The sequence below is a fragment of the Streptomyces paludis genome, assembly GCF_003344965.1.
In the GTDB taxonomy this organism is placed as follows: Bacteria; Actinomycetota; Actinomycetes; order Streptomycetales; family Streptomycetaceae; genus Streptomyces; species Streptomyces paludis.
On record NZ_CP031194.1, the window covers coordinates 261,362 to 284,139 of the forward strand.

A 22,778-nucleotide genomic window follows, 5' to 3' on the forward strand; every position below is an offset into this window, starting at 1 on the left:
GGGGCCGCGCGCGCCGCAACGGTGCGCGCGGCCCTCCCTCAGGACGCGGCGCCCGTACCCCCGGCGTCCGTACCCTCGGCGTCCGCGTTTTCAACGGCCTTGCCCTCAGGGCCACTTCCCGTGCCCGTTCCGGTGCCCGCGAGGACCTCGGGGCGCAGCAGGGCGGCCAGGGTAGCGGCGGGCAGCAGTCCGCGCTCCAGCACCAGTTCGGCGACACCGCGCCCGGTGGCGAGGGCCTCCTTGGCGATCTCGGTCGCGGCGAGGTAGCCGATGTGCGGGTTGAGCGCGGTGACGAGCCCGATGGAGTTCTCCACGGTCGCGCGCAGGGTGTCCACATTGGCGGTGATGCCGGAGACACAGCGCTCGGCGAGCGTGAGGCAGGCGGCCCGCAGATGGGTGATGGACTCCGAGAGCGAGTGCAGGATGATCGGCTCGAACGCGTTGAGCTGGAGCTGCCCGGCCTCGGCGGCCATGGTGATGGTGACGTCGTTGCCGATCACCTCGAAGGCGACCTGGTTGACGACCTCCGGGATCACCGGGTTGACCTTGCCGGGCATGATGCTGGAACCCGCCTGCACCGGCGGCAGGTTGATCTCGGCGAAGCCGGCGCGCGGCCCGGAGGAGAGCAGCCGCAGGTCGTTGCAGCTCTTGGAGAGCTTGACGGCGATGCGCTTGAGGACACCGGAGAGATGGACGAACGCCCCGCAGTCCTGGGTGGCCTCGACCAGGTTGGCGGCGGTGACCAGCGGCAGTCCGGTGATCGCGGCGAGATGGCCGCGGGCCGACTCGGCGTAACCGGCGGGGGCGTTGAGCCCGGTGCCGATCGCGGTCGCGCCGAGGTTGATCTCGTGGACGAGCAGGACGGCCTCGGCGAGCCGGCTCTCGTCCTCCTCCAGCATCACCGCGTACGCGGAGAACTCCTGGCCCAGGGTCATGGGCACGGCGTCCTGGAGCTGGGTGCGGCCCATCTTGATGACCTCGCGGAACTCCTCGGCCTTGGCGGCGAAGGCGCGGCGCAGCACGGCCATCGCGTCGAGGAGTTCATGGACGGCGAGGATCGTGGCTACATTGACGGCCGTCGGGTAGACGTCGTTGGTCGACTGGCCGAGGTTGACGTCCTCGTTGGGGTGCAGCGCGGTGTAGTCGCCCTTGGCGCGGCCGAGGAGTTCCAGCGCCCGGTTGGCGATGACCTCGTTGGCGTTCATGTTGGTGGACGTACCGGCGCCGCCCTGGATCACATCGACCACGAACTGGTCGTGCAGCGCGCCGTCCTCGCGGATCTCCCGGCAGGCGGCGGCGATCGCGCCGGCCTTCACCGCGGTGAGCAGCCCGAGTTCCTCGTTGGCGCGGGCCGCGGCCTCCTTGACGGCGGCCAGCGCGTTGATCAGATGGGGGTACGCGGAGATCGGCGTACCGGTGATCGGGAAGTTCTCGGAGGCGCGCAGCGTGTGGACGCCCCAGTACGCGTCGGCGGGTATGTCGCGGTCGCCGAGCAGATCGTGTTCGCGGCGCAGGCCGGCGGTCATGGCGAAGGTGTCCTTCGGGTGGTGGCGGGTACGTACGGGCGGTGCCGCCGGGCGGACCGGCGGGCGGACAGAGAACCACGGGGCGGCGGGGACGGGGCTTTCGCCCCCGCCGCCCCCTGTCATACGGGCCCCGGCGGGGGGCTATGGAGCGGGTTCCTCGGGGGCTCGGGGAGCCAGCGCGCCCGCCGCCCGCAGGCTCCCCACCTCCGCGCCGCCGCCGATGACGGGCGTACGGGCGAACCCGGCGAGGATCCCGGGGTCGACCCCGGCCCGCGCGAGGGCCGCCGCCGTCACCGGCATCCGGGCCCGGTCGGCGCCGTCGGCGATCTTGACGCCGACGGCCCGCCCGTCGGGCAGCGCCGCGACCTGGACGCCCTCGAAGCCGTCCTTGGCGAGCAGCCCCGGCACCGCCCGCATCAGCCGGGCGACATCGCGCCCGGTGCCGGAGACCATCTCCGGGTACGCGCGCATCGCGTGCGCCACCCGGCCCTCGTCGGTGCCGGGCGCGGCCGTCGCCAGCCGGGCGATCGCCCGGGTCAGGCCGTGCAGCGAGACCGAGTAGAGCGGGGCGCCGCAGCCGTCGACGGTGACCCGGGCGATGCGCTGGCCCGTGAGGTCCTCGACGGTCTCGGCGAGGGCGCGCTGGAGGGGGTGCCCGGCGTCGGCGTAGTTCTCCAGCGGCCACCCCCTGGCCTGGGCCGTCAGCACCATGGCCGCGTGCTTGCCCGAGCAGTTCTGGGCGAGCCGGGTCCGGCCGTGGCCGAGCCGCAGCCACTCCTCGCGCCGCTCCGCGCCGTAGGGCAGATCGGGCACGTTGCGCAGGTCGTCCTCGCTGAGCCCGGCGGCGTCGAGGATGCGCCGGGCCGTGGTCAGGTGGCGCTCCTCCCCGGAGTGGCTGGCCGCGGTGAGGGCCAGCGCCTCGTCGTCGAGCGGTGGCAGCCCCGCGCGCAGCAGCCCGACCGCCTGGAGCGGCTTGAGCGCGGAGCGCGGGTAGAACGCGGCCTCGATGTCGCCGGCCAGGAACTCGACGCCGCCGTCGGCGGCCAGGACCACGACCGAGCCGTGGTGGACGCCTTCGATGACCCCGCCGCGTACGACATGGGCGAGCGGGACATGCGCCGGCTCGCGGACCTCGGGCGCCGCCGCGGGGGTGGTGCGGCGAGGGGTGGTGTGCCGGGGGGTGGTGGTGAGGTCGGTCATGCTCAGCTTTCGGTGTGATCGGTGCGATCGGTGTCGCGGGTGGTCCCCGTACGGCCGGCACGCTCCAGCAGGGCGGTGTCCCGTACGGTGCCGACGCGGCCCCGTACGAGGAACCAGCCCGCGACCAGCGCCGCGATGATCACCGGCAGGGAGAGCACGGTGGTCCGGCCGGCGCCGCCGTCCGCGTACATCAGGACGAGCACGGAGGCGAGGAAGACCAGCGTGATGATCTCGGTGTACGGCGAGAACGGCAGCTGGTAGCCGGGGCGGGAGAGCCGGCCGAGCTGGGTCTTCCGCCAGAAGAGCAGATGGCAGATCATGATCATGCCCCAGGTGGACAGGATGCCGATCGCGGCGAAGTTCAGCACGATCTCGAAGGCGTCCTTCGGCACGACGAAGTTGAGCCCGACGCCCAGGACGCAGATGGACGAGGTCAGCAGGATGCCGCCGTAGGGCACGTGGTTGCGGCTCATGGCGCCGGTGAACTTCGGCGCGGAGCCGGACATCGCCATGGAGCGCAGGATGCGGCCGGTGGAGTAGAGGCCGGAGTTGAGGCTGGACATCGCCGCGGTGAGGACGACGAGGTTCATCACACCGCCGGCGGCGGGCACCCCGATGTTCGACAGCACGGTGACGAAGGGGCTCTCGTCGGCCGTGTACTTGTTCCAGGGCAGCAGCATCGTCAGCAGGATGACCGAGCCGACGTAGAAGAGCGCCACCCGCCACATGATCGAGTTGATCGCCTTCGGCATGATCTTCTCGGGCTCGGCGGTCTCGCCCGCCGTGACCCCGACCAGCTCGACCGAGGCGTACGCGAAGACGACGCCCTGCACGACGAGGAGCATCGGGAGCATTCCGGCGGGGAAGATGCCGCCGTTGTCGGTGATCAGCGAGGGGCCGGGGGTGTGCCCGTCCACCGGCTGCTGGGTGACCAGCAGGAAGATCCCGATCAGCATGAAGACGACCAGCGCGCTGACCTTGATGATCGCGAACCAGAACTCCATCTCGCCGAAGAACTTCACGGAGATGAGGTTGACGCTCAGCACGACCGCCAGCGCGATCAGGGCGATCACCCACTGCGGGACATCGGTGAACATGCCCCAGTAGTGGGTGTAGGTGGCCACCGCCGTGATGTCGGCGATGCCGGTGGTCGCCCAGTTCAGGAAGTACATCCAGCCGGCGACGAAGGCGCCCTTCTCCCCCATGAACTCCCGGGCGTACGAGACGAACGCGCCGGAGGACGGCCGGTGCAGCACCAGCTCGCCGAGGGCCCGCACCACGAGGAAGGCGAAGATCCCGCAGACCGCGTACGCGAGGGCGAGGGAGGGGCCGGCGCTGGCGAGCCGGCCGCCCGCGCCCAGGAAGAGTCCGGTACCGATGGCGCCGCCGATGGCGATCATGTTCACGTGCCGGGACTTCAGGGTCTTGCTGTACCCGGCGTCACCGGCGTCGACGTGGACGTCGTCCCGCTGGTGCTGTGGCGCCTCGTACTGTTCCGCCTGCTGGAGTTGCTCGCTCACGCCTGGGCTTCGCCTTCTTGTGGGGGTTTCGTACAGTTCGGGGACCGCACGATGGTGGTCAGCGTCGACTCGACGCGTGCGAGGTGGTGCGTCATGGCCTCGACGGCGTCCTGTTCGGACCGGTCGACAAGGGCCTCGACGATCGCCCGGTGTTCCTGGTTCGACTGCTCGCGCCGGCCGCCCAGCTCGTTGAGGAAGGCGGACTGGCGGGCCAGCGCGTCCCGGATCTCCTCTATGACCCGGCGGAAGACCGGGTTCTGGGCGGCCTGGGCGACCGCCAGGTGGAAGACGGTGTCCATCGCCACCCAGGCGGTGTTGTCCGTCTCCCGCTCCATCCGCTCCAGCAGATGGGACAGCTGGTCGAGGTCCTCGGGGGTACGGCGCAGGGCCGCGTAACCGGCCACCGGGATCTCGACATGGCGGCGGACCTCCAGCAGATGGCTGGCGGTGTAGTCACCGAAGACGGGGTCCTCGACCGGACCGTTGGACACGATGAAGGTGCCCTTTCCGGTACGGGACACGGTGAGCCCCATCGTCTGGAGCGCGCGCAGCGCCTCCCGGAGCACGGGCCGGCTGACTTCGAGGCGGCGGCACAGCTCGGCCTCGGAGGGGAGTTTGTCCCCGACCGCGTACTCGTTGCGTTCGATCGCGCCGCGCAGATGGTTCAGGACCGCTTCCATGGCACTGACACGTCTGGGCACATCGCCAGCTGTCTGGCTGTCTGACAGGTTCACCCGGGCATCCTGAATGGCCCGGGGGAACACTGTCAAGGGGTACAACGGGATGCGAAGCGGATGTGAAGGCGGCGCGAACAGGCCGCTCACGGACAAGGGCGGGCCCCGGTACGAGGGCGGCGCCGCCCGGTGTGTCGTACCGGGCGGCGCCGCGTTGTGCTGTGTTGTGCTGTGTGTCCGGCCGGTGTCCGGCCGCTCGATACAGGTCAGAAGGGCCGGTCACCGACGATGGCGACGCGCTCGGCGACCCGTCGGTGCGGGCGGTAGTCGTTGACCGCGTAGTGCTGGGTGGCACGGTTGTCCCAGAAGGCGATGTCGCCCGCCTGCCAGCGGAACCGCACCTGGAACTCGGGCACATGGGCCTGCTGGAAGAGCAGCCGCAGCAGCCGGTCGCTCTCCTCCCGGCCGAACCCCACGAGGTGGGTGGTGAAGGACGTGTTGACGAAGAGCATGCGCCGGCCGGTCTCCGGGTGGCGCCGTACCACCGGGTGCTCGACCGGCGGGAACCGGTCCTGGAACGCGGCCAGCCGGTCGGCCGGGTAGAAGCGGGCGAAGCCCGGCAGGAAGTCGTGGACGGCACGGGCGCCGTCGATACGGTCCTTCACGTCCTGGGGCAGATTGTCGTACGCCGCCGCCATGTCGGCCCAGAGGGTGTCGCCGCCGGACGGCGGCACCTCGCGCAGCTGGAGGACCGCGCCGAGCGCGGGCCGCTCGCGGAAGGTGACATCGGTGTGCCACACGTTCTCGAAGGTGGGGACGGCGTCCCGGTCGAAGCGCACCACCTCCGGGGAGTCCCCGGCGGCGAGCAGCGGATTGGTCTCCAGCTCGCCCCAGGCACGGGCGAAGGCGCGCTGGGCCCCGGAGGTCAGGTGCTGGCCGCGGAAGAAGAGCACCTTCCACTCCAGCAGCGCCCGGTTGATCTCCTCCCGGAGGGCGGGCGACGGCGGCGCGGAGAGAGCCGGTCCGCGGATCTCGGCGCCGATGGTGCGCGCCAGCGGGACCACCTCGAAGAGGTCGTACGGGCGCTCCCGCCACCCCTCGGGCAGCCGGCGCAGCTCGCGGGGGCCCTCGTACAGGCCGTCGGCGGGGACGCGGTACGGGCGCAGCGGCGCGGCCGCCGGGGCGGCGGAATCGGTGGGCTCGGTGGAAGCGACGGGAGCGGTGCTGATGGTCACGGGTCTCCTCTGCTGAACGGTCCTGCGGACGGACCGGGACGGGGCTGAGCCGGAGGGAGGTTCGTGGAGCGGACGCCGACGACGGCGCGGGCGGAGCCCGGCGCGCGGTAGGCGCGGGCAGCGCGGAAAACGTCGCGTGTCAGCGACAGGAAAGGGCCGGGGGAGATCCCACCCGGCCCCGGCGGCGCAGAAAACTCATGCCGCGGGGCGCGCACTCACCGTGGGGGCCGCTGTGGCGCGGCTCCGCTGCACGGTTCGGGTACGGTCCCATGCGCCGCACCGTACCGCGGACCCGGCCGCGGGCGGCGGCCGGGGTCACTCCGGGAGGTCGAAGCCCAGCTCACGGGCGGCGGCCTCGGGGGTGGGCTGCGGCCAGCGCTCGGCCATGTGGTGCGCGGCGGAGAGCGAGCGGAGTTCGGCGCGGTCCAGGTAGAGGGTCCCCAGCAGATGGTCCGTCTCGTGCTGGACGATCCTGGCCGGCCAGCCGGCGAACTCCTCGTCGGTCTCCCGGCCCCGCTCGTCCAGCGCGCGCACCCGTACCCGGGTCGGCCGGGACACCACCGCCTGCCAGCCGGGGACGCTCAGACAGCCCTCGTAGAACGCGGCGCGCCCGTCGCCCACCGGCTCGTACGCCGGGTTGACCAGCACCCGGAAGGGCTGCGGAACCCGGTCCCGGGCGTCCCGCACCGCCTCGGTGACCTCGGCGGGATCCTCCAGGACCGCGAGCCGCAGCGGAACGCCCACCTGGGGCGCCGCGAGGCCGACACCGGGCGCGTCGTACATGGTGGCGCGCATCGCGCCGACCAGCCGCGCCAGCCGGTCGTCGCCCAGCTGCCCGTCGTACGGGAGGGCGGGCCGGCGCAGGACCGGATCGCCGGCCTGGACGATGGTGAGCGGTCCGGGGGCCTCAAGGAGGGCGTCGACGAGTTCGGTGAGCTGAGCGCGCGTCAGGGCCTGCATGGGCCCAGCTTGCCAGACGGACGGCCCGGCCGACGGAAACAGCCGGGCGGCCCCGCCCCCGTACGACGCGCGTATGGCGCTCGTACGGCGGGCCGGCCGCCCGGCCGTTCGTACCGCTCCCCCGTTCGGACCGTTTGCCTGCTACCGCCTTCCCGGGCACGCGCCCGGGTCGAACACACTCCTCACTCCGTTCACACTCCGGAGACTTCTCGGGTCACGCCTCTGCGGCTGCTTCTCATCGCCGCGCCCGCGCATGCCAGGCCCAGCAGGAAGGTGAGCGCGCCGATGACGACGTTGGCCCAGATGATGCCCTTGTCGGGGTGGCTGCCGACGATCCATGGCGCCACGATCATCCAGACACCGATCGCGCACATCGCCGTGCTCAGACCGGACATCCGTCCCGGGGCGAAGGTGAGTCCGAGCGCCAGCACGGCGAGCGCGACACCGATGATCAGGTTGTGTGTCGCGAGGGCCCGCTGGGCACCGGCGAAGTGAATGATCCACGGTGACAGCGCGCAGAAGAGACCGACGAGGAACACCGGTCCCGCCAGCATCGCCATGTCGCGCCCCCCGCCGAGCATGCGTGCGTACCGCTCGCGCATCTCGGGTACGTCGGGGTGACTGGAGAGGTCCCCCCTGGTCGTCTCTCTCCTGTGTGAGACGTCGGCCATACGACTCGCCTCCTTCATCCGTGCAAGTCCGACCGTGCCGCGCGGCATCGAGCCGCGCATCTCCCAGTTTGCTCGCTTTCTTATCTTTTGTGTAGGTCGATACCCCATAGAAACGGACAATTTTCCGCGAGCCCTCGTAGGGCGCTCGCAGGGCCCTCACAAGGGCCCCCGCACCGTGGATCTCTTGACAGGGGGAGCGCGGGAGCGCTGCAATATATTGCATGCCAGTTCCCACCACTCCGCTCGCCGCCCGGGTGCTGCTGCGCGACCACGCCTTCACCGCGCTCCGGGACGCCATCGTCGACGGGACGCTCCGCCCCGGGGAGCAGTTGCGCGAGGGCGAGTTGCGGGAGTGGATCGGGGTGAGCCGGACCCCGATCCGGGAGGCGCTGATGCGGCTGGAGCGGTGCGGACTGGTGGTCACCCGGCCCGGCCACTCCACCACCGTGAGCGCGCTGGACGCCACGGCGGTCCGCGACGCCCAGCCGGTGGTGGCCGCCATGCACGCGCTCGCCGTCCGGCTGGCCGTTCCGGTGCTGGACGCGGACCGGGTGGCGGCGATGCGTACGCACAACGAGGCGTTCGCCGCGGCGCTGGAGCGCGGTGACACCGACGCGGCGCTGGCGGCGGACGACGCGCTGCACGAGGTGTGTGTGACGGCCGCCGGGAACACCGTGGTCGGCGAGGTGCTGGAGCAGTACTCCCCGCTGCTGCGCCGTGTCGAGCGGACGCGGTTCTCCTCCGCCGCCGGGCTGGAGTCGGTCGCCCTGCACCGCCGGATGATCGACGCCTGCGCGGCCGGTGACCCGGCCACCGCGGCGGACCTCGCGCACACGACCTGGATGACCCTCGCCGACGCGCCGTCGGCACAGCCCGCGGCGGCCGTCTCGGGCGGCCACGGTCTGGTCCGCGCCCCCTGATCCCGCGCCCCTCCGATCCCGCGTCCCTCCCATCCCGCGCACCCGCCCTCCAGGAGAGGAACTCCCCGTGGCCATAGAGGACTTCGACCGCTATCCGCTGCTCTTCGGCCCCAGCCCGGTGCATCCGCTGAAGCGCCTCACGGAGCATCTCGGCGGCGCCCGGATCTGGGCCAAGCGCGAGGACTGCAACTCCGGCCTCGCGTACGGCGGCAACAAGACGCGCAAGCTGGAGTACATCGTCCCCGACGTCCTCGCGCAGGGCGCCGACACCCTGGTGTCGATCGGCGGCCACCAGTCGAACCACACCCGGCAGGTCGCCGCCGTCGCCGCCCATCTCGGGCTCAAGGCCCGGCTCGTACAGGAGAACTGGGTGGACTGGCCCGATCCGCTGAGCGACAAGGTGGGCAACATCCTGCTCTCCCGCATCATGGGCGCCGATGTACGGCTGGACAGCGCGGGGTTCGGCATCGGCATCAAGGACTCCTGGCAGCGGGCGATGGACGAGGTGCGGGCCGAGGGCGGCACGCCGTACCCCATCCCGGCCGGCGCGTCCGAACACCCGCTCGGCGGGCTGGGGTTCGCCAACTGGGCGTACGAGGTGGAGCGCCAGGAGGCCGAACTCGGCGTCTTCTTCGACACGGTCGTGGTGTGCAGTGTCACCGGCTCCACCCACGCCGGGATGATCGCCGGGTTCGCCGGGCAGGACCGGCCCCGCCGGGTGATCGGTATCGACGCCTCGGCCCGGATCGACGAGACCCGCGACCAGGTGGCGCGGATCGCCCGGCACACCGCCGAACTGATCGGACTCGGACGGGAGTTGCGCGACGACGAGATCACGGTGCTCGAAGGATGGGCGGGCGAGCTGTACGGCGTGCCCGTGGCCTCGACACTCGACGCGATCCGGCTGACCGGCGAGCTGGAAGGGGTGATCATCGACCCGGTGTACGAGGGCAAGTCCATGGCCGGGCTGATCGATCTGGTCCGTACGGGCGAGATCGGCGCCGACTCCACCGTGCTCTACGCGCACCTGGGCGGTCAGCCCGCGCTCAACGCGTACAGCGGCGCCTTCGGCTGACCCGGTGGTCCGGCCGCGCGCCGGGGGACAATGAGCCGATGCGGAACCTCTCCCCGTCCCCCGGCCCCGGCTCCACCCCCTCCCCGTCCCCCGCCCGGTGGCCGGTCGCCCTGGCGGCGGTGGCCGGTGTCCTGCTGGTGCTGCTGGCGGGGCGGCTGCTGCTGTTCTCCGTACCGCACGCGCTCGCCGAACGGCGGGACTTCGCCTCGGCGCCCGTCTGCGGCGCGGCGGCGGGCGCCGCGCGGGAGTGCGTACGGTCCCTGCCCGCCACCGTGGACGGGAAGACGGTCGAGAAGACCCCCAGGTCCAGCAGGTACTGGCTCACCCTCACGGAGGACGGCGGTCCCTCCTACCGGGTGGAGACGGACGGACACACGCCCGTCTTCGACGCCTTGTCGACGGGTGACACGGTCACCGTCACGCGCTGGCGGGGCGAGGTCCGCGCGGTGGGGTCCGGGGCGCTGCGCCAGCACACCGTCGCGGCCCCCGCCCTCGGCCACCGCTTCCCCGCCGCGTTCGGTCTCGGTCTGCTCGGGCCGGCCGCCGGGCTCCTGTGGAGCGCATACTGGTACGGCCGCCGGTCCGGCGACTCGCGCGCGCTCCGGCCGTGGCAGATCACCGTTCCCCTGATGTCGGCGCTCTGTCTCGGGCTGATCGGCTTCGCCGCGCCGCTGCTCGTGGACGGGCTGCCGGCGGCGCTGGTCCTCGCCGGCTGCGGCGCCCTGCCGGTGCTCGCGGTGACGGCGTGGCGGATCCGGCACCACCGGCGCGGGAGCACCGGCACGGACACCCTGGAGGTCGCCGCGCGCGTGCTGACGGAGGAGGAGTGCGTCCCGGGGCGGATCATCGGCGAAGTCCCGTACAGCGTGGCCGGGTTCGACCATCTGGTGACCGGCCCCGGGCTGCTGGCGGCGACCCCCGACCCCACGGGCCGGGTCGCCCGCAGGCCGGTGCCGCGCCGTCTCGCGGCGGTACGGGTCAGACCGCCGTACCGTACGGACCCGTCCGGCGCGGCCGGTCCCCGCGACCAGGTGATCGAGTGCCTCGACGGGACGGTGCCCGTGCTGATCGTCGCCCCCGCGGAGCACATCCCTTCGATACTGGGGGCGTTGGCGGGGTGAACCGGGGGCCGGTGTCCTGAACTCTCCGCCGTGGCCGCCGGTTCGCGTCGCGTCCGGGCCCACCGCGCCCGGGCTGCCGCATGATGGGCTCATACCGCGATGTATGGGGGAAACCATGCGTACCCGCACCGACCGCACCCGCCCACCCCGCACCGCCCTCGCCGCTTCCGCCGCGCTCGCCGCCGCCGCGCTCCTCACCCTCACCGCCTGCGAGGGCACCGGCACACCCGGCCCCACCGGCAGCACACAGGCCGACAGCCGTCCCAGCCCCACCGACTCAAGCCCCACCGGCGCCACGACGGCCGTCCTGCCCAATCTCATCGGCCAGAGGCTCGACTCCGCGCGAAAGGCCGCGCGGGAGGCGGGCTTCCCCCAGGTCGGCTCGGACGACGCGCTCGGCCGGGGCCGGGGACAGATCCTCGAACGCAACTGGAGGGTCTGCTTCCAGACGCCCGTGCCCGGCACCCTGCCCAGAGGCACGAAGGTCGGTGTCAGTACGGTGAAGACCGGGGAGAAGTGCCCGGCGAAGGACCCGCGCGAGCCCAACCCCGACGGCAAGATGCCCGACTTCACCGGTAAGTCGGTACGCTTCGCCCGCACGGTCGTGGACCAGTCGGCCGAAGTCACCGCCCGGGACGTGTCGGGCAAGGACCGGACGATCCTGGTGGAGTCCCACTGGAAGGTGTGCGGGCAGGAGCCGGCGCCGGGCGTACGGCTGGGCAACGAGCCCGTACGGCTGGACACGGTGAAGTTCGACGAGAAGTGCCCCTGAGCCCCGGTCAACGGCCGCTCCGCGGATGGGTCCACGGCCGGCGCCCGGTTCACGGCGCCGTCCGGCCACCCCCGCTCCGACCTGGGCCGGAGCCTGCTGAAACGATTGGCTACTTGTCATCCATACCACTCAATGTGGTGATGTATAGCGGTAAAACGACCCATAAGGCTCGCAGGAACGTTGACCCGGGCATGGAACCCAGAGAACTGTGGGAACGTCACGCCGTCCTCGCGGTGGCCTTCTGCGGCAGCGACGACCAGGTGCGGGACGCGCAGGGCATCCTCGACGAGGCCCAGGCGTCCCGCACCCGGATGCTCGCCGCCTTCGCCGTGACCGTCGGCAGTGACGGGGCCGTGGCGGATCTGCTCGGGCTCACGGAGCGCGAGGTGCGGATCGCCCGGCGCACGGTGGGCAAGGACGACGCCCGTACGGTCGCCGAGTGCCTGCTCACCGTGGAGCCGGCCGACCAGGGGTCCCCGCAGCACTCACCCGCCCCGGCGCCCCTGCCCCATCCGGAGCCGGTGCCCGGCGCGCCCGCCGCCGGACCGGGCGCCGAGCCCGTGGAGTTCACGGCCCGGCCGGCGCACGCGATGGCGCCGCCACCCGTACCGGCCGCCGGACAGACCCCCGCGCTGCCCGCCACCGACGGCGCCTGGTCGGCCGCGCTGGACGCGGTGCTGGTCGGCGGCTGGCACACCGGCCTCGATCTGACCGCGCTGGCCTCCGAGTTCGGTCTCGAACTCGCCCATCTGGTGGCGCGCGTCCAGAAGCTGTCCGCCGAGGGCCGGCTCAACCAGCCCGCCCCCCACGAGGACCGCGCGGGCCGGCACCGCCGGCTCGACGCCGCGCCGACGGAGCCGGCCGGCTACTACTCCCCCGGCATCACCTCGGGCCAGACCCTGCCCTACCCGCGGCCGAACGACGATGTCGCCTGGCAGCAGGCCCCGCCGCACACACCGCCGTGGGACAACACCACGACGGCGCAGTCGGAGTGGAACGGGATCGTCAACCACTGGAACGCCACACCCCCGGCCCAGCCCTGGGACTACACCACCCAGCACCACTGACCCCGGCGGCGGGGACGGTCCGCGCCTCTCACCCCTCGGCGGGCTCGAACCAGGTCGGCTCGTCGGCCAGCGCCTGCTTGATCCGGAAGACCGCGAAGTCCTCCAGCTGGGGCAGCGCGTCAACGGGGAACCAGGCCACGTCCAGCGACTCGTCGTCGTTGACCCGGGCCTCCCCGCCGACCGCCCGGCAGCGGATCGTGGTGTCCATGAACTGACACTGGTCCCCGTTCGGATAGGTGACCGGGTGGAGCGTCTGGACGAGCACGACGCGCTCCGCCACACACCGCACGGCGGTCTCCTCGTACACCTCGCGCACGGCGGTGACCGCCGGCTGCTCGCCGGGCTCGGGGATGCCGCCGATGATCGACCAGTTGCCGGTGTCCGCACGGCGGCCGAGCAGGACCCGGCCCTCGTCGTCGAAGACAATCGCGCTGACACCCGGCAGGAAGAGCAGCTGGTGGCCTGCGGTGGCCCGGACCCGGCGGATGAAGTCAGGTGTACCCATGGGCCCGAGCCTATGCGGCGCGCCGGGCCCGTACGGAACGGACCGTCACCCAGCCGAGACCGGCCGCGGCGACCGTCATGAGCAGCCACTCCGGCAGCGCGCCCAGCCGGGTCGCGGGGGTGAGCGAGGTGCGCAGCGCGACCTTGTCGACCAGCGCGGCGGGCGTGAACCACGTCGTCCGCTCGACGACCGTGCCGTCCGGCCGGATGATCGCGCTGACCCCGCTGGTCGCGGAGACCACCACGGCCCTGCTGTGCTCCACGGCCCGCACCCGGGACATGGCGAGCTGCTGGTAGGTCATCTCGCTGCGGTCGAAGGTGGCGTTGTTGCTGGGGACGGCGATGAGTTCGGCGCCGGCCCGGACCGGGTCGCGCACATCGCTGTCGAAGGCCGCCTCGAAGCAGGTGACCATGCCCACCCGGGTACCGGCGAGGTCGAAGACGCCCACCTTGTCGCCCGGGCCGAAGTCGCGCCGGACCCGGTCGACGTCGGAGCTGAAGAGACGGACGAAGGAGCGCATCGGGATGTACTCGCCGAACGGCTGCACATGCCGTTTGTCGTACGTGTTCACCGGGCCCCGCTCGGGGTCCCACTGGATCATGGTGTTGCGCAGCTTGCCCGTGTCGGGCGCGAGCACCGTACCGATCACGGTGGGTACGCCGATCGCCTTCACGGCCTGGTCGATGACCAGCCGGGCGTCGGGGTTGCGGTACGGGTCGAGGTCGGAGGAGTTCTCCGGCCAGAGCACGAAGTCGGGCCGCGGCTCCTTGCCGGCCCGTACGTCGGCGGCGAGCTGCTCGGTGACCCGGGCGTGGTTGTCGAGGACCGCGCGGCGCTGGGCGTTGAAGTCGAGTCCGGCGCGCGGCACATTGCCCTGGATCGCGGCGACGGTCGCGGTGCCGTCCTCGGCCCCGTCGCTGACCAGCGGCAGGGCGGCCAGCGCCGCCACGACCGGGGCCAGCACCGTCGCGGCGGCGACGGCGACGGCGGCGCGCGGCACCTTGCGGGTCTCGCGGTACGCGACGGCCTGCCGGAGCGCCTCGTACAGGCCGAAGCCGCACAGGACGACGGCGAAGCCGAGGACCGGGGTGCCGCCCACGGCGGCGAGCGGCAGGAAGACACCGTCGGCCTGGCCGAAGGCGATCTTGCCCCAGGGGAAGCCGCCGAACGGCACCCGCCCCCGCGCGGCCTCGCCGAGGATCCAGAGCGCGGCGGCCCACACCGGCCAGACGGGGAGCCGGCTCACGGCGGCGATGCCGAGGCCGGTCAGCCCGAGGAACAGCGCCTCGAAGAGGACCAGCCCGAGCCACGGTACGGGTCCGACCTCCTCGCCCGTCCAGACCAGGAGCGGCAGCAGGAAGCCGAGCCCGGCGAGATAGCCGAGGCCGAAGCCGGCCCGGAGCCGGCGCCCGTACAGGCTCCAGGCGAGCAGGGCGAAGCCGGGCAGGGCCAGCCACCACAGGGTGCGGGGCGGGAAGCTCGCGTACAGCAGGACGCCGGAGAGGACCGCCCCACCGGGTCTGACCAGCCGTCGCAGCAGACGCCGCCCACCGCCCGGCACGGAGGCGGGCGAGGTGGGCTCGACGGGGGTGATGGTGGCGCTCACCCGGTGGAGTCTACGGGGCGCGGACCGCGCGGCCGGGGTGGCGGCGGCCACGATGCCCCGCAATCCCTCCACAAACCCCCGTCGGTGCCGATACCGTATGCGCCAGTCCCTGCCACCTGGCCGAATCCGGTCGTCGTGGGACAGGACCTGGCACAGCTCGGGGGTCGACTCGATGGCCGCACCGGCGGAACGGTCCGCGGTACGGGGGGCGGTGCGCGTCCGCCGCGGGGCGTCCGACGTCCTCACCGCCGCGCTGCTCGGCGCCGTCGCCGTCTGGGCGCTGATCAGCGCGGCGGCGGGCGGCGGCAGACCGGAGGGCGTCCTGCTGGCGGTGCTCGCTGTCACCTCGGGGTATGTCTGCGGCCGGATCGGCGGATCGCTGGTGCCGGTCGCCGTCGCGTCCGTCCTGGCGGTCGTGGGGCTGGGCTGGGCGCTCGCATCCGGCCAGGAGACCTTCGGCGGTGCGGCGGTCTCGGCGGCCACTCCGCCGGGTGACACGGGCGCGGTCACCGCGCTGCTGGTGCTGGCGGCCGGGGCGGCGTGCTGCGCGGCCTCGGCGACCCGCCGGGCGGCGCTCCGGCCGGCGCTGCTGCTGCTCGCCGTGGTCATCGCGGGGGTCGCGGGGCTGCTGGGTTCCGTGGTGGGGCTGATCGCGGTGCTCGGTGTGCTGCTGTGCTCGCTCGCGGCGGCCCGGACCCGCCACCGGACGATCGCCCTCGCCGGTTTCGCGCTGGTGACGGCGGTGGTGGCCGGGCTGTCCTGGTCGGTGGCCGAGCGGGCGCTGCCGGAGGGCCTGTCGGTCGCGCTGGAGGGGCAGCTCACCCAGCACCGCGTCCAGCTGTGGCACGACGCGGCCGGGCTGGCGCGGGAGCATCCGCTGCTGGGCGCCGGACCCGACCGGTTCGGCGATCTCAGCCCGGCCGTCGCGCAGTCGATCGACAGCGACGGCAAGCCGCACTCGGCGCCGCTCCAGCTGGCCGCGGAGCAGGGCGCGGTGGGCGTGGGCCTGCTGGCCCTGGTCTACGGCAGGCTGCTGTACGTCCTGGGGCGCTCGCCCTGCTCCACTCCGGTGGTGCTGACGGCGGGGGCCGCCCTGACGGCGCTGGCCGCGCTGGCCTGCGTGGGCAACGCGCTGAGCTTCACCTCGGTGACGGTGGGGGCGGGCCTGCTCGCGGGACTGGCCACGGCGCGCCGGGCGCCGGGTCCGCCGCCCGTACCGCCCGCGACCGGCCCCCGGGCCTGGGGCGACACCGGCACCGGCAGCGACGCCGTACGGTCCGCGCGGGCCTGAGCGGCCCGCGGGGGCCCGAAGGGGCCTCAGGCGGTGGCGGGGGCGGGTCCTGCCGGGCCGGGGGGTGTCTGGAGGCTCAGACGGTTGCGGATGACGCGTACGGCGGCCTCGGCGTCGTCCACCGTCACGGTGAAGGTCCGGCCGTCGCCCAGCGTGAGGACGAGGGCCTCGCCCCGGCGTACCACCACGGCCGTGCCCATCTCGGGCCGCCAGCGGTAGCCCCAGCCGCCCCACTGGCCCGGGGAGACCCGGGGCACGAAGTCGGCGCCCACGATCTGGGCGAGCTGGATCCGGCGGCGCGGCAGCCCCATGTGGCCGCAGCGCACTTCCAGGCAGTCGTCCTCGACCCGGACCGCCACATGGACGAAGGCCAGGGTGCCGAAGAGGATCAGCAGGCCGGCCGCCACACAGCCGACGACGGACATCAGCAGGGCGGCGATGCCGGAGGTCCAGTTGGAGTCGACGGCCAGTTCGATGCCGAGGGCGACGCAGCCGGCGCCCGCGAGGGCCAGCAGCCACTGCGCGCGGTTGGTGGCCCGTCCGGTCCAGGTCTCGGGCAGGGGCTCAGCGGAGTGGCCCTCGTGCCGGGGGTGCTCCCTCATGTCAAGCAGCGTAACCGGATTCCGGCCGGACGGAAGTGCTCAGGACGGCCTTCCGGAGGGCGTCAGCGGGTCCCGACGGCGGCCAGCAGCCGTCCCTCGGCGTAGCTGAGCGCGGCGGCCGGCAGCGCGGACTCGGCTCCGCCGAGCAGCACGGTGAGCCGGGACGCGGATGCGCCGACCGGGTCCGTACCGGAACTTTCGGCGCGCTCGGCGACCCGGCGCAGCGCCTGGGCCGCGACCGCGTCGGCGGAGCCGTGGAAGACGGGGTCCGGCCGGCCGGGGCGCCGGACGGCGGCGCGGATACGGTCGGCGACCAGTTCGTAGTGGGTGCAGCCCAGGACGACGGCGCTCACGTCGGGCGGGGTGAGCGCGGCGGCGCGGGCCACCGCGCGGTCGATCGCGTCCTCGTCGGCGTGCTCGACGGCGTCCGCGAGTCCGGGGCAGGGCACTTCGGTGACCGGGACGGACGCGGCGAAGTCGCGGATCAGACCGCGCTGGTACGGGCTGCCGGTGGTGGCGGGGGTGGCCCAGATGGCCACGGATCCGCCGCCGGCCGCCGCGGGCTTGATCGCCGGGACGGTGCCGATGACGGGGAGCAGCGGTTCCAGCTCGGCGCGGAGGGCGGGCAGCGCGTGGACGGAGGCGGTGTTGCAGGCGACGATCAGGGCGTCGGGGCGGTGCGCCGCCGCCGCGCGCGCGACGCCGAGGGCCAGCGCGGTGACGTCCTGCGGGGTGCGCGGGCCCCAGGGCATGCTGCCGGGGTCCGAGGAGAGGACGAGATCGGCTTCCGGCCGCAGCCGGCGCACCGCGCCGGCGGCCGCGAGCAGCCCGATTCCGGAGTCCATGAGCGCGATCTTCACCCGGTCACCATAGTCGACGGCCCTTGCGGTCCCCGCGCGGTGGTGCAGACTGCGGCGAATGAGTGCCATTGCGTGGATCGCCGCGGTTTCGCTGGCCGCCTGGGGCTGGCTGGCGCTGGGTCAGGGGTTCTTCTGGCGTACGGATCAGCGGCTGCCGGGGCGCTCGGGTCCCCCGGGCGCGGGCGACGCGTACGGGAGCCGGCCGCGCCCGAAGGAGCCGGGCGAGGACGGCGCGGAGCCGCCGTGGCCGTCCGTCGCCGTCGTGGTGCCCGCGCGGGACGAGGCGGCGGTGCTGCCCGCGTCGCTGCCCTCGCTGCTGTCGCAGGTGTATCCGGGCCGGGCCGAGATCTTCCTGGTGGACGACGGGAGTTCGGACGGGACGGGACTGCTCGCCCGTGAACTGTCCGCGCGTTACGGCGGGCTGCCGCTGACGGTGGCGTCGCCGGGCGAGCCGGAGCCGGGCTGGACCGGCAAGCTGTGGGCGGTGCGGCACGGCATCGCGCTGGCCCGTGCCCATGAGCCGGATTTCCTGCTGCTCACCGACGCGGACATCGCCCATGAGCCGGACAGTCTGCGCGAACTGGTCGTCGCCGCCGAGGTGTACGGGCTGGACATGGTCTCGCAGATGGCGCGGCTGCGGGTGGCGGGGGCCTGGGAGAAGCTCGTCGTGCCGGCGTTCGTGTACTTCTTCGCGCAGCTCTATCCGTTCCGCCGGATCAACCGGCCCGGCGGCCGGACCGCGGCGGCGGCCGGCGGCTGTGTGCTGCTGCGCACGGAGACCGCCGTACGGGCGCGGGTGCCCGAGGCGTTCCGGCAGGCGGTGATCGACGATGTGTCGATGGCCAGGGCGGTGCGGCGCGGCGGGGGCCGGATCTGGCTGGGGCTGGCGGACCGGGTGGACAGTGTGCGGCCCTATCCGCGGCTGGCCGATCTGTGGCGGATGGTCTCGCGCAGCGCGTACGCGCAGCTCCGGCACAATCCGCTGCTGCTGCTTCTCACGGTGGCGGGGCTGGCGGTGGTCTATCTCGTGCCGCCCGTCGCGCTCTGCGCGGGGGTGTTCGGCGGGGACCGGGCGGCGGGGCTGCTGGGGCTGGCCGCGTGGGCGGTGATGACGGGGACGTACATCCCGATCCTGCGCTACTACCGGCTGTCGCTGTGGCAGGCTCCGCTGCTGCCGCTCACGGCGTTCCTCTATCTGCTGATGACGGTGGACTCGGCCGTACGGCACTACCGGGGGCGCGGCGCCGCCTGGAAGGGCCGTACGTACGCCCGTCCCGAGGCGGCGCCGGACCGCTGACGAATATCCCGGCGTGCGGGCAGGACCGCTCAGGTATATGAGGTGTCCGGCCGCTGTTCGGCGTAGGTCACTTCCTGCCGGGTGTCCAGTTCATGCCCCATCCATAGGCGTAATCGATGGTGCGCTGCGGACTGACTCCGCGTTCCGGTACCAGAAAGCGCGCTTCGCGCTGGACGACGAGATCCGAGCCGGTATTGGTGATCAGCGCCAGCGCGCAGACCGTCGAAGGGACCGTGCATTCCCCCAGCGAGAAGTCGATCGCGGCGCCGTGCTGCGGCTGGAGAGTGACCGTCGCGTCAAGATCCGCGAAACTGCTGGCGCCTTCATAGATGGTGACGAAGATGACGACGCGGCGCAGCCGGTCCTTGTGATCCAGGTTGATGGTGAGGTTCTCGCCGCTGTCGGACCCGCCGGTGCGGTCGTCGCCGTCGAGATGGATGTACGGGGCCCGGTCGACCGCACCGAAGGCATTGCCGAGGGCCTGGACGACGCCTTTGCGTCCGTCGGTCAGTTCATAGAGGGCGCACAGGTCGAGATCGAGATCGTTGTGCGTGGCGAAGGAACGGCCGAGTTTGGCGCCCCAGCCCTTGAACTGTTTGCGCGACTGCCAGCTGAGGTTGACGCGCATGGCGCCCGAGGTGCCGCCCTGTTTCGTCAGGGAGACGGAGGGGGCCTCCTTGGTCAGCGTCACCTTGCTCAGCCGTACGGGCGCGGGGGCCGGCGCGGGCGGTGCCTGTGGCGGCACGGGCCGCGCGACCGGTGCGGCCGGTGCTGCCGGCGCGGCGGGCGCGGGCTGCGCGACCGGTGCGGCGGGCGCGGCCGGTTCGTCGACGGAGATGCCGAAGTCCGTGGCCAGCCCGGCGAGTCCGCTGTCGTACCCCTGGCCGACCGCGCGGAACTTCCAGCTCCCCTGGCGCCGGTACAGCTCGCCGAGGACGTACGCCGTCTCGACGGTCGCGTCGCTGCTGTCGTACCGCGCGATCTCGGCCCCGCCGGCCGCGTCCAGCACCCGTACCCGGAGGCCGGGCACCTGCCCGAAGCTGCCGCCGTCCGCGGAGGCGGCCAGCACGATCCGTTCGACGTCGGCTTCGACCCGGGTGAGGTCGACGGTGACGGTGTCCGTGAGGTCCGTCCCGCCGGGCCGTTTGCCGTCGTGCCGTACCGCCCCGGACGCGTGCGCGGGCTGGTTGTAGAAGACGAAGTCGGCGTCCGAACGGACCTTGCCGGACACCAGAAGGAGCGCCGAGGCATCGACATCCGGCACCCCCGGTCCGGAACGCCATCCCAATTCGACCTGGACAGCCGGTGCGGTCACCGGAAGATTTGCGCCTTTAAGCATGGACATGATCGCCCCCATCGCGAGTCACGGTGCCCGTGGATTCCCTACCGTCAACCTAATCGCCGGATCGCGCTTCGGACCGCACGGGACCCGCCGGTAACCCCCCGTCAGCTTGCCCTTTACACGATCTGAACATCTTGCGGCGACCGATTTTCCCAAGTTCGCTCGCATTGGGGATCCGAAGTAGCCCACACCTCCCAAAACAAGCCCCATATCCGACTCCCCGAACCGACGCGCCGTGGCTTAACTTATGTTCCATGACCTCCCCCCGCTCCACCTACGGCGGCGGCTACTACTCCGCGCCGTCCTTCCCGGACACCCCTATCTACGACTCCCTGGTCGCGGAGCGGGGCACGCCTCAGATCGCCCCGATCCGAGTGCCCGCCGCCTACGACACGAGCAACAGCTATCTGCCCGCCCTGCCGTCCGCGCTGCCCGCGCTGCCGGCCGGCCCGTCCCAGGCCGCCCCCGCCTACGGCAACTACCCGCAGCAACAGCAGATGCAGCCGCAGCCCGCGCCGCTCCAGCAGACTCCCGCGCCGTACATCCCGCAGCAGGGCGCGCCCCGGGGCTACCCGGGCCAGCAACAGCAGCAGCAGGCGCAGCCCCAGGCACAGCAGCAGCGCCCGATGATGCCCGGCACCGGGTACGAGGCGATGCGCCCCGCGGCGCCGCGCCCGGCGCCGCCGCAGCCCGCCGCCCCGTACGACGACCCGTACAACCGGCAGCAGTACCAGAGCAGAGGGTACTGACCGGGGCGCCACCGATCAGGGGCGGCGACCGGGAGCACCGGCGCGCGGCGGGAAGGTGCCGACCGGCCGGAGGTCAGAAGCCGGTGGCAGGATGGCGTCATGCCCACACCGCACGACGCCGTTCTGCACACCTTGCGGGTCCACCCGGTCAAGTCCCTGGCCGGTCATGAGCCCGGCAGCGCCACCGTGGAGCCCTGGGGACTCTCCGGTGACCGCCGCTGGATGCTGATCGACGGGACGGGGAAGGCGGTCACCCAGCGCCAGCACGCCCGGCTGGCACTCGTCGGCGCCGAGCAGCTGCCGGACGGCGGGCTCCGGCTGTCCGCGCCCGGTGCCGCGCCCGGCGCCGCGGAGGGTCTCGTGCCCGGGCTGGCGCCGCTGACGGTCGCCGTACCGGAGGCGGGCGGCGGGGCGGAGGGCACCGTCGTGACGGAGATCTTCGGGACGAAGGTCGAGGCGGTGTCCGCGGCGTACGCCGCGCACCACTGGCTGAGCAGGTATCTCGGGGTGGAGGTCCGGCTCGTCCATCTCGACGATCCCGCCCGGCGCCGGCCCGTCGACCCGGAGTACGCGCTGCCCGGGGAGACCGTGAGCTTCGCCGACGGCTACCCGCTGCTCGTCACCACGCTGGCATCGCTAGACGCCCTCAACTCCCTGATCGCGCAAGGCGATCACCCGGCGGAGGGGCCGCTTCCGATGGACCGGTTCCGGCCGAATCTGGTGGTGGCCGGGACCACGCCCTGGGCGGAGGACGGCTGGCGGCGTATCGCCGTCGGCGAGGTGACCTTCCGGGTCGCCAAACCCTGCGGCCGGTGTGTCGTCACCACCACCGACCAGCGCACCGCCGTACGCGGCCGGGAGCCGCTGCGCACCCTGGGCACACACCGCCGTATCGACGGCCGGCTGGTCTTCGGCCAGAACCTGGTCCCCGAGCACACCGGCACGCTGCGCGTCGGCGATCCGGTGACCGTACTCGGCTGACTGTTCCCCGCCCCTGCGCCGTCACCGGAACACCGCACGGTGATAAGCCTGTTGAGTGCGGCGGCGTGTTACGTGCAGGGCACAACGAGGTGAGCTTGCTCTCTCTTCCCCGGCATCGTTGCGCGTTCGCCGCGCCACGCGGCTACAACGGAGAGGGAAGGGGGTGCGGAACTGTGCGCACCATCGTGGGACTCTGGCGCTGGCGGCACAACCCCCTGTGCCGCCGCACCGATCTCGTCGAAGCATGGACCGCGCTCACGGCGGCCCTGCTGATCGTGCTGGCCGCGCCGGCGGTGGGCCGGCTCTGCTGGAGCGCCGTCGACTCCTCGCTGCGCGAGACCGTACGGCTCCAGCACGAGGAGCGGCACCGGACGCCCGCCGAGGTCGTCGCCCTCTCCAGGGAGCGCGTCCCCGTCGTGTACGACGTGGAGTCGCCCGGGATACGGGACACCGGCCGCCGGGTGGTCGCCACCTGGCGCGCGCCGGACGGCGGTGAGCGGACCGGCACGGTCGCCACCACGCTGCGCGATCCGCGCCCCGGCGACACCTTCACCTTCTGGACCGACCGGAGCGGCGACGAGGCCCGGGCCCCGATGGACGCGGGCGTCGCCCGGTTCCACGCGCTGCTCATCGGGGTCGGATCGACGGTGCTGGCCGCCGCGTTGGTGGAGTGCGCCCGGCGGCTGGCCGTATGGCGTCTGGTACAACGGCGGTACCGGCGACTGGACCGGGCGTGGGCGAAGGCCGGTCCCGACTGGGGCCGCACCGGCGCGGGCAGCTGATACGGCGGTCCCGGAACCTGCC

22 protein-coding genes are annotated in these 22,778 nt (G+C 73.0%); 10 read left to right on the forward strand and 12 right to left on the reverse strand.

Going from position 1 to position 22,778, the window contains the following annotated elements:
- Nucleotides 1-38: 38 nt before the first annotated feature.
- The 7 genes from DVK44_RS01100 to DVK44_RS01130 form a co-directional block, all read right to left on the reverse strand.
- On the reverse strand, nucleotides 39-1,526 hold the full coding sequence (locus DVK44_RS01100; RefSeq protein WP_114664816.1) for an aspartate ammonia-lyase: 1,488 nt from the start codon (nucleotides 1,524-1,526) through the stop codon (nucleotides 39-41).
- A gap of 141 nt (nucleotides 1,527-1,667) precedes the next feature.
- Nucleotides 1,668-2,726, reverse strand: coding sequence for an asparaginase (locus tag DVK44_RS01105; RefSeq protein ID WP_114657804.1), 1,059 nt, complete (start codon nucleotides 2,724-2,726; stop codon nucleotides 1,668-1,670).
- A gap of 2 nt (nucleotides 2,727-2,728) precedes the next feature.
- Nucleotides 2,729-4,246 (reverse strand): amino acid permease, encoded by a 1,518-nt coding sequence (locus DVK44_RS01110; RefSeq protein WP_228446941.1) that lies wholly within the window; start codon nucleotides 4,244-4,246, stop codon nucleotides 2,729-2,731.
- Nucleotides 4,243-4,980, reverse strand: coding sequence for a FadR/GntR family transcriptional regulator (locus DVK44_RS01115; RefSeq protein WP_114657806.1), 738 nt, complete (start codon nucleotides 4,978-4,980; stop codon nucleotides 4,243-4,245). Before DVK44_RS01115 ends, DVK44_RS01110 begins: the two co-directional genes overlap by 4 nt.
- A gap of 206 nt (nucleotides 4,981-5,186) precedes the next feature.
- A complete protein-coding gene (locus DVK44_RS01120) occupies nucleotides 5,187-6,086 on the reverse strand; it encodes a TauD/TfdA dioxygenase family protein (protein WP_228447551.1) in 900 nt (299 codons plus the stop codon).
- A 384-nt stretch (nucleotides 6,087-6,470) separates the two neighbouring features.
- Nucleotides 6,471-7,115 (reverse strand): peptide deformylase, encoded by a 645-nt coding sequence (locus DVK44_RS01125; RefSeq protein ID WP_114657808.1) that lies wholly within the window; start codon nucleotides 7,113-7,115, stop codon nucleotides 6,471-6,473.
- A gap of 191 nt (nucleotides 7,116-7,306) precedes the next feature.
- Nucleotides 7,307-7,786, reverse strand: a complete 480-nt coding sequence (locus DVK44_RS01130) for an SPW repeat protein (protein WP_114657810.1) — start codon at nucleotides 7,784-7,786, stop codon at nucleotides 7,307-7,309.
- A 221-nt stretch (nucleotides 7,787-8,007) separates the two neighbouring features.
- Here DVK44_RS01130 and DVK44_RS01135 point away from each other — a divergent pair, with 221 nt between their 5' ends.
- The 5 genes from DVK44_RS01135 to DVK44_RS01155 all read left to right on the forward strand — a co-directional run bounded on the left by DVK44_RS01135 (nucleotide 8,008) and on the right by DVK44_RS01155 (nucleotide 12,741).
- Nucleotides 8,008-8,706 (forward strand): GntR family transcriptional regulator, encoded by a 699-nt coding sequence (locus tag DVK44_RS01135; RefSeq protein WP_114657812.1) that lies wholly within the window; start codon nucleotides 8,008-8,010, stop codon nucleotides 8,704-8,706.
- A gap of 67 nt (nucleotides 8,707-8,773) precedes the next feature.
- Nucleotides 8,774-9,781, forward strand: coding sequence for a 1-aminocyclopropane-1-carboxylate deaminase (locus tag DVK44_RS01140; protein ID WP_114657814.1), 1,008 nt, complete (start codon nucleotides 8,774-8,776; stop codon nucleotides 9,779-9,781).
- Between the two features lie 38 nt (nucleotides 9,782-9,819).
- Nucleotides 9,820-10,902: a hypothetical protein gene (locus DVK44_RS01145; protein WP_114657816.1), complete on the forward strand. Its 1,083-nt coding sequence runs from the start codon at nucleotides 9,820-9,822 to the stop codon at nucleotides 10,900-10,902.
- Nucleotides 10,903-11,017: 115 nt separating this feature from the next.
- Nucleotides 11,018-11,674 (forward strand): PASTA domain-containing protein, encoded by a 657-nt coding sequence (locus DVK44_RS01150; protein ID WP_114657818.1) that lies wholly within the window; start codon nucleotides 11,018-11,020, stop codon nucleotides 11,672-11,674.
- 191 nt (nucleotides 11,675-11,865) lie between these two features.
- Nucleotides 11,866-12,741, forward strand: a complete 876-nt coding sequence (locus DVK44_RS01155; RefSeq protein ID WP_181957375.1) for a hypothetical protein — start codon at nucleotides 11,866-11,868, stop codon at nucleotides 12,739-12,741.
- Between the two features lie 28 nt (nucleotides 12,742-12,769).
- Here the strand turns inward: DVK44_RS01155 and DVK44_RS01160 are convergent, their stop codons facing one another.
- Together DVK44_RS01160 and lnt are read right to left on the reverse strand one after the other, a co-directional pair.
- Nucleotides 12,770-13,246 carry an NUDIX hydrolase gene (locus DVK44_RS01160; protein ID WP_114657820.1) on the reverse strand — a complete coding sequence of 159 codons (477 nt, stop codon included), beginning with the start codon at nucleotides 13,244-13,246 and terminating at the stop codon, nucleotides 12,770-12,772.
- A 10-nt stretch (nucleotides 13,247-13,256) separates the two neighbouring features.
- Complete coding sequence (gene lnt / locus DVK44_RS01165) at nucleotides 13,257-14,852, reverse strand: apolipoprotein N-acyltransferase (protein WP_114664819.1); 1,596 nt, start codon at nucleotides 14,850-14,852, stop codon at nucleotides 13,257-13,259.
- A 172-nt stretch (nucleotides 14,853-15,024) separates the two neighbouring features.
- On the opposite strand from lnt, the gene DVK44_RS01170 reads away from it, so the two are divergent.
- Nucleotides 15,025-16,143, forward strand: a complete 1,119-nt coding sequence (locus DVK44_RS01170) for an O-antigen ligase family protein (protein ID WP_114657822.1) — start codon at nucleotides 15,025-15,027, stop codon at nucleotides 16,141-16,143.
- A gap of 26 nt (nucleotides 16,144-16,169) precedes the next feature.
- Here the strand turns inward: DVK44_RS01170 and DVK44_RS01175 are convergent, their stop codons facing one another.
- Both DVK44_RS01175 and DVK44_RS01180 read right to left on the reverse strand, forming a co-directional pair.
- Nucleotides 16,170-16,745 carry a hypothetical protein gene (locus DVK44_RS01175; protein WP_114657824.1) on the reverse strand — a complete coding sequence of 192 codons (576 nt, stop codon included), beginning with the start codon at nucleotides 16,743-16,745 and terminating at the stop codon, nucleotides 16,170-16,172.
- Nucleotides 16,746-16,807: 62 nt separating this feature from the next.
- Complete coding sequence (locus DVK44_RS01180; RefSeq protein WP_228447553.1) at nucleotides 16,808-17,605, reverse strand: glutamate racemase; 798 nt, start codon at nucleotides 17,603-17,605, stop codon at nucleotides 16,808-16,810.
- A gap of 58 nt (nucleotides 17,606-17,663) precedes the next feature.
- Between DVK44_RS01180 and DVK44_RS01185 the strand changes: the two genes are divergently transcribed.
- Nucleotides 17,664-18,902, forward strand: coding sequence for a glycosyltransferase (locus tag DVK44_RS01185; RefSeq protein WP_114657828.1), 1,239 nt, complete (start codon nucleotides 17,664-17,666; stop codon nucleotides 18,900-18,902).
- Nucleotides 18,903-18,969: 67 nt separating this feature from the next.
- Here the strand turns inward: DVK44_RS01185 and DVK44_RS01190 are convergent, their stop codons facing one another.
- Nucleotides 18,970-20,247 (reverse strand): TerD family protein, encoded by a 1,278-nt coding sequence (locus DVK44_RS01190; protein WP_114664820.1) that lies wholly within the window; start codon nucleotides 20,245-20,247, stop codon nucleotides 18,970-18,972.
- 251 nt (nucleotides 20,248-20,498) lie between these two features.
- Here DVK44_RS01190 and DVK44_RS01195 point away from each other — a divergent pair, with 251 nt between their 5' ends.
- From DVK44_RS01195 to DVK44_RS01205, 3 genes are all read left to right on the forward strand, one after another.
- Nucleotides 20,499-20,993 (forward strand): DUF6643 family protein, encoded by a 495-nt coding sequence (locus tag DVK44_RS01195; RefSeq protein WP_114657830.1) that lies wholly within the window; start codon nucleotides 20,499-20,501, stop codon nucleotides 20,991-20,993.
- Between the two features lie 99 nt (nucleotides 20,994-21,092).
- Nucleotides 21,093-21,974 carry an MOSC domain-containing protein gene (locus tag DVK44_RS01200; protein ID WP_114657831.1) on the forward strand — a complete coding sequence of 294 codons (882 nt, stop codon included), beginning with the start codon at nucleotides 21,093-21,095 and terminating at the stop codon, nucleotides 21,972-21,974.
- A 173-nt stretch (nucleotides 21,975-22,147) separates the two neighbouring features.
- On the forward strand, nucleotides 22,148-22,756 hold the full coding sequence (locus tag DVK44_RS01205; RefSeq protein WP_114657832.1) for an Rv1733c family protein: 609 nt from the start codon (nucleotides 22,148-22,150) through the stop codon (nucleotides 22,754-22,756).
- Nucleotides 22,757-22,778: the final 22 nt, after the last annotated feature.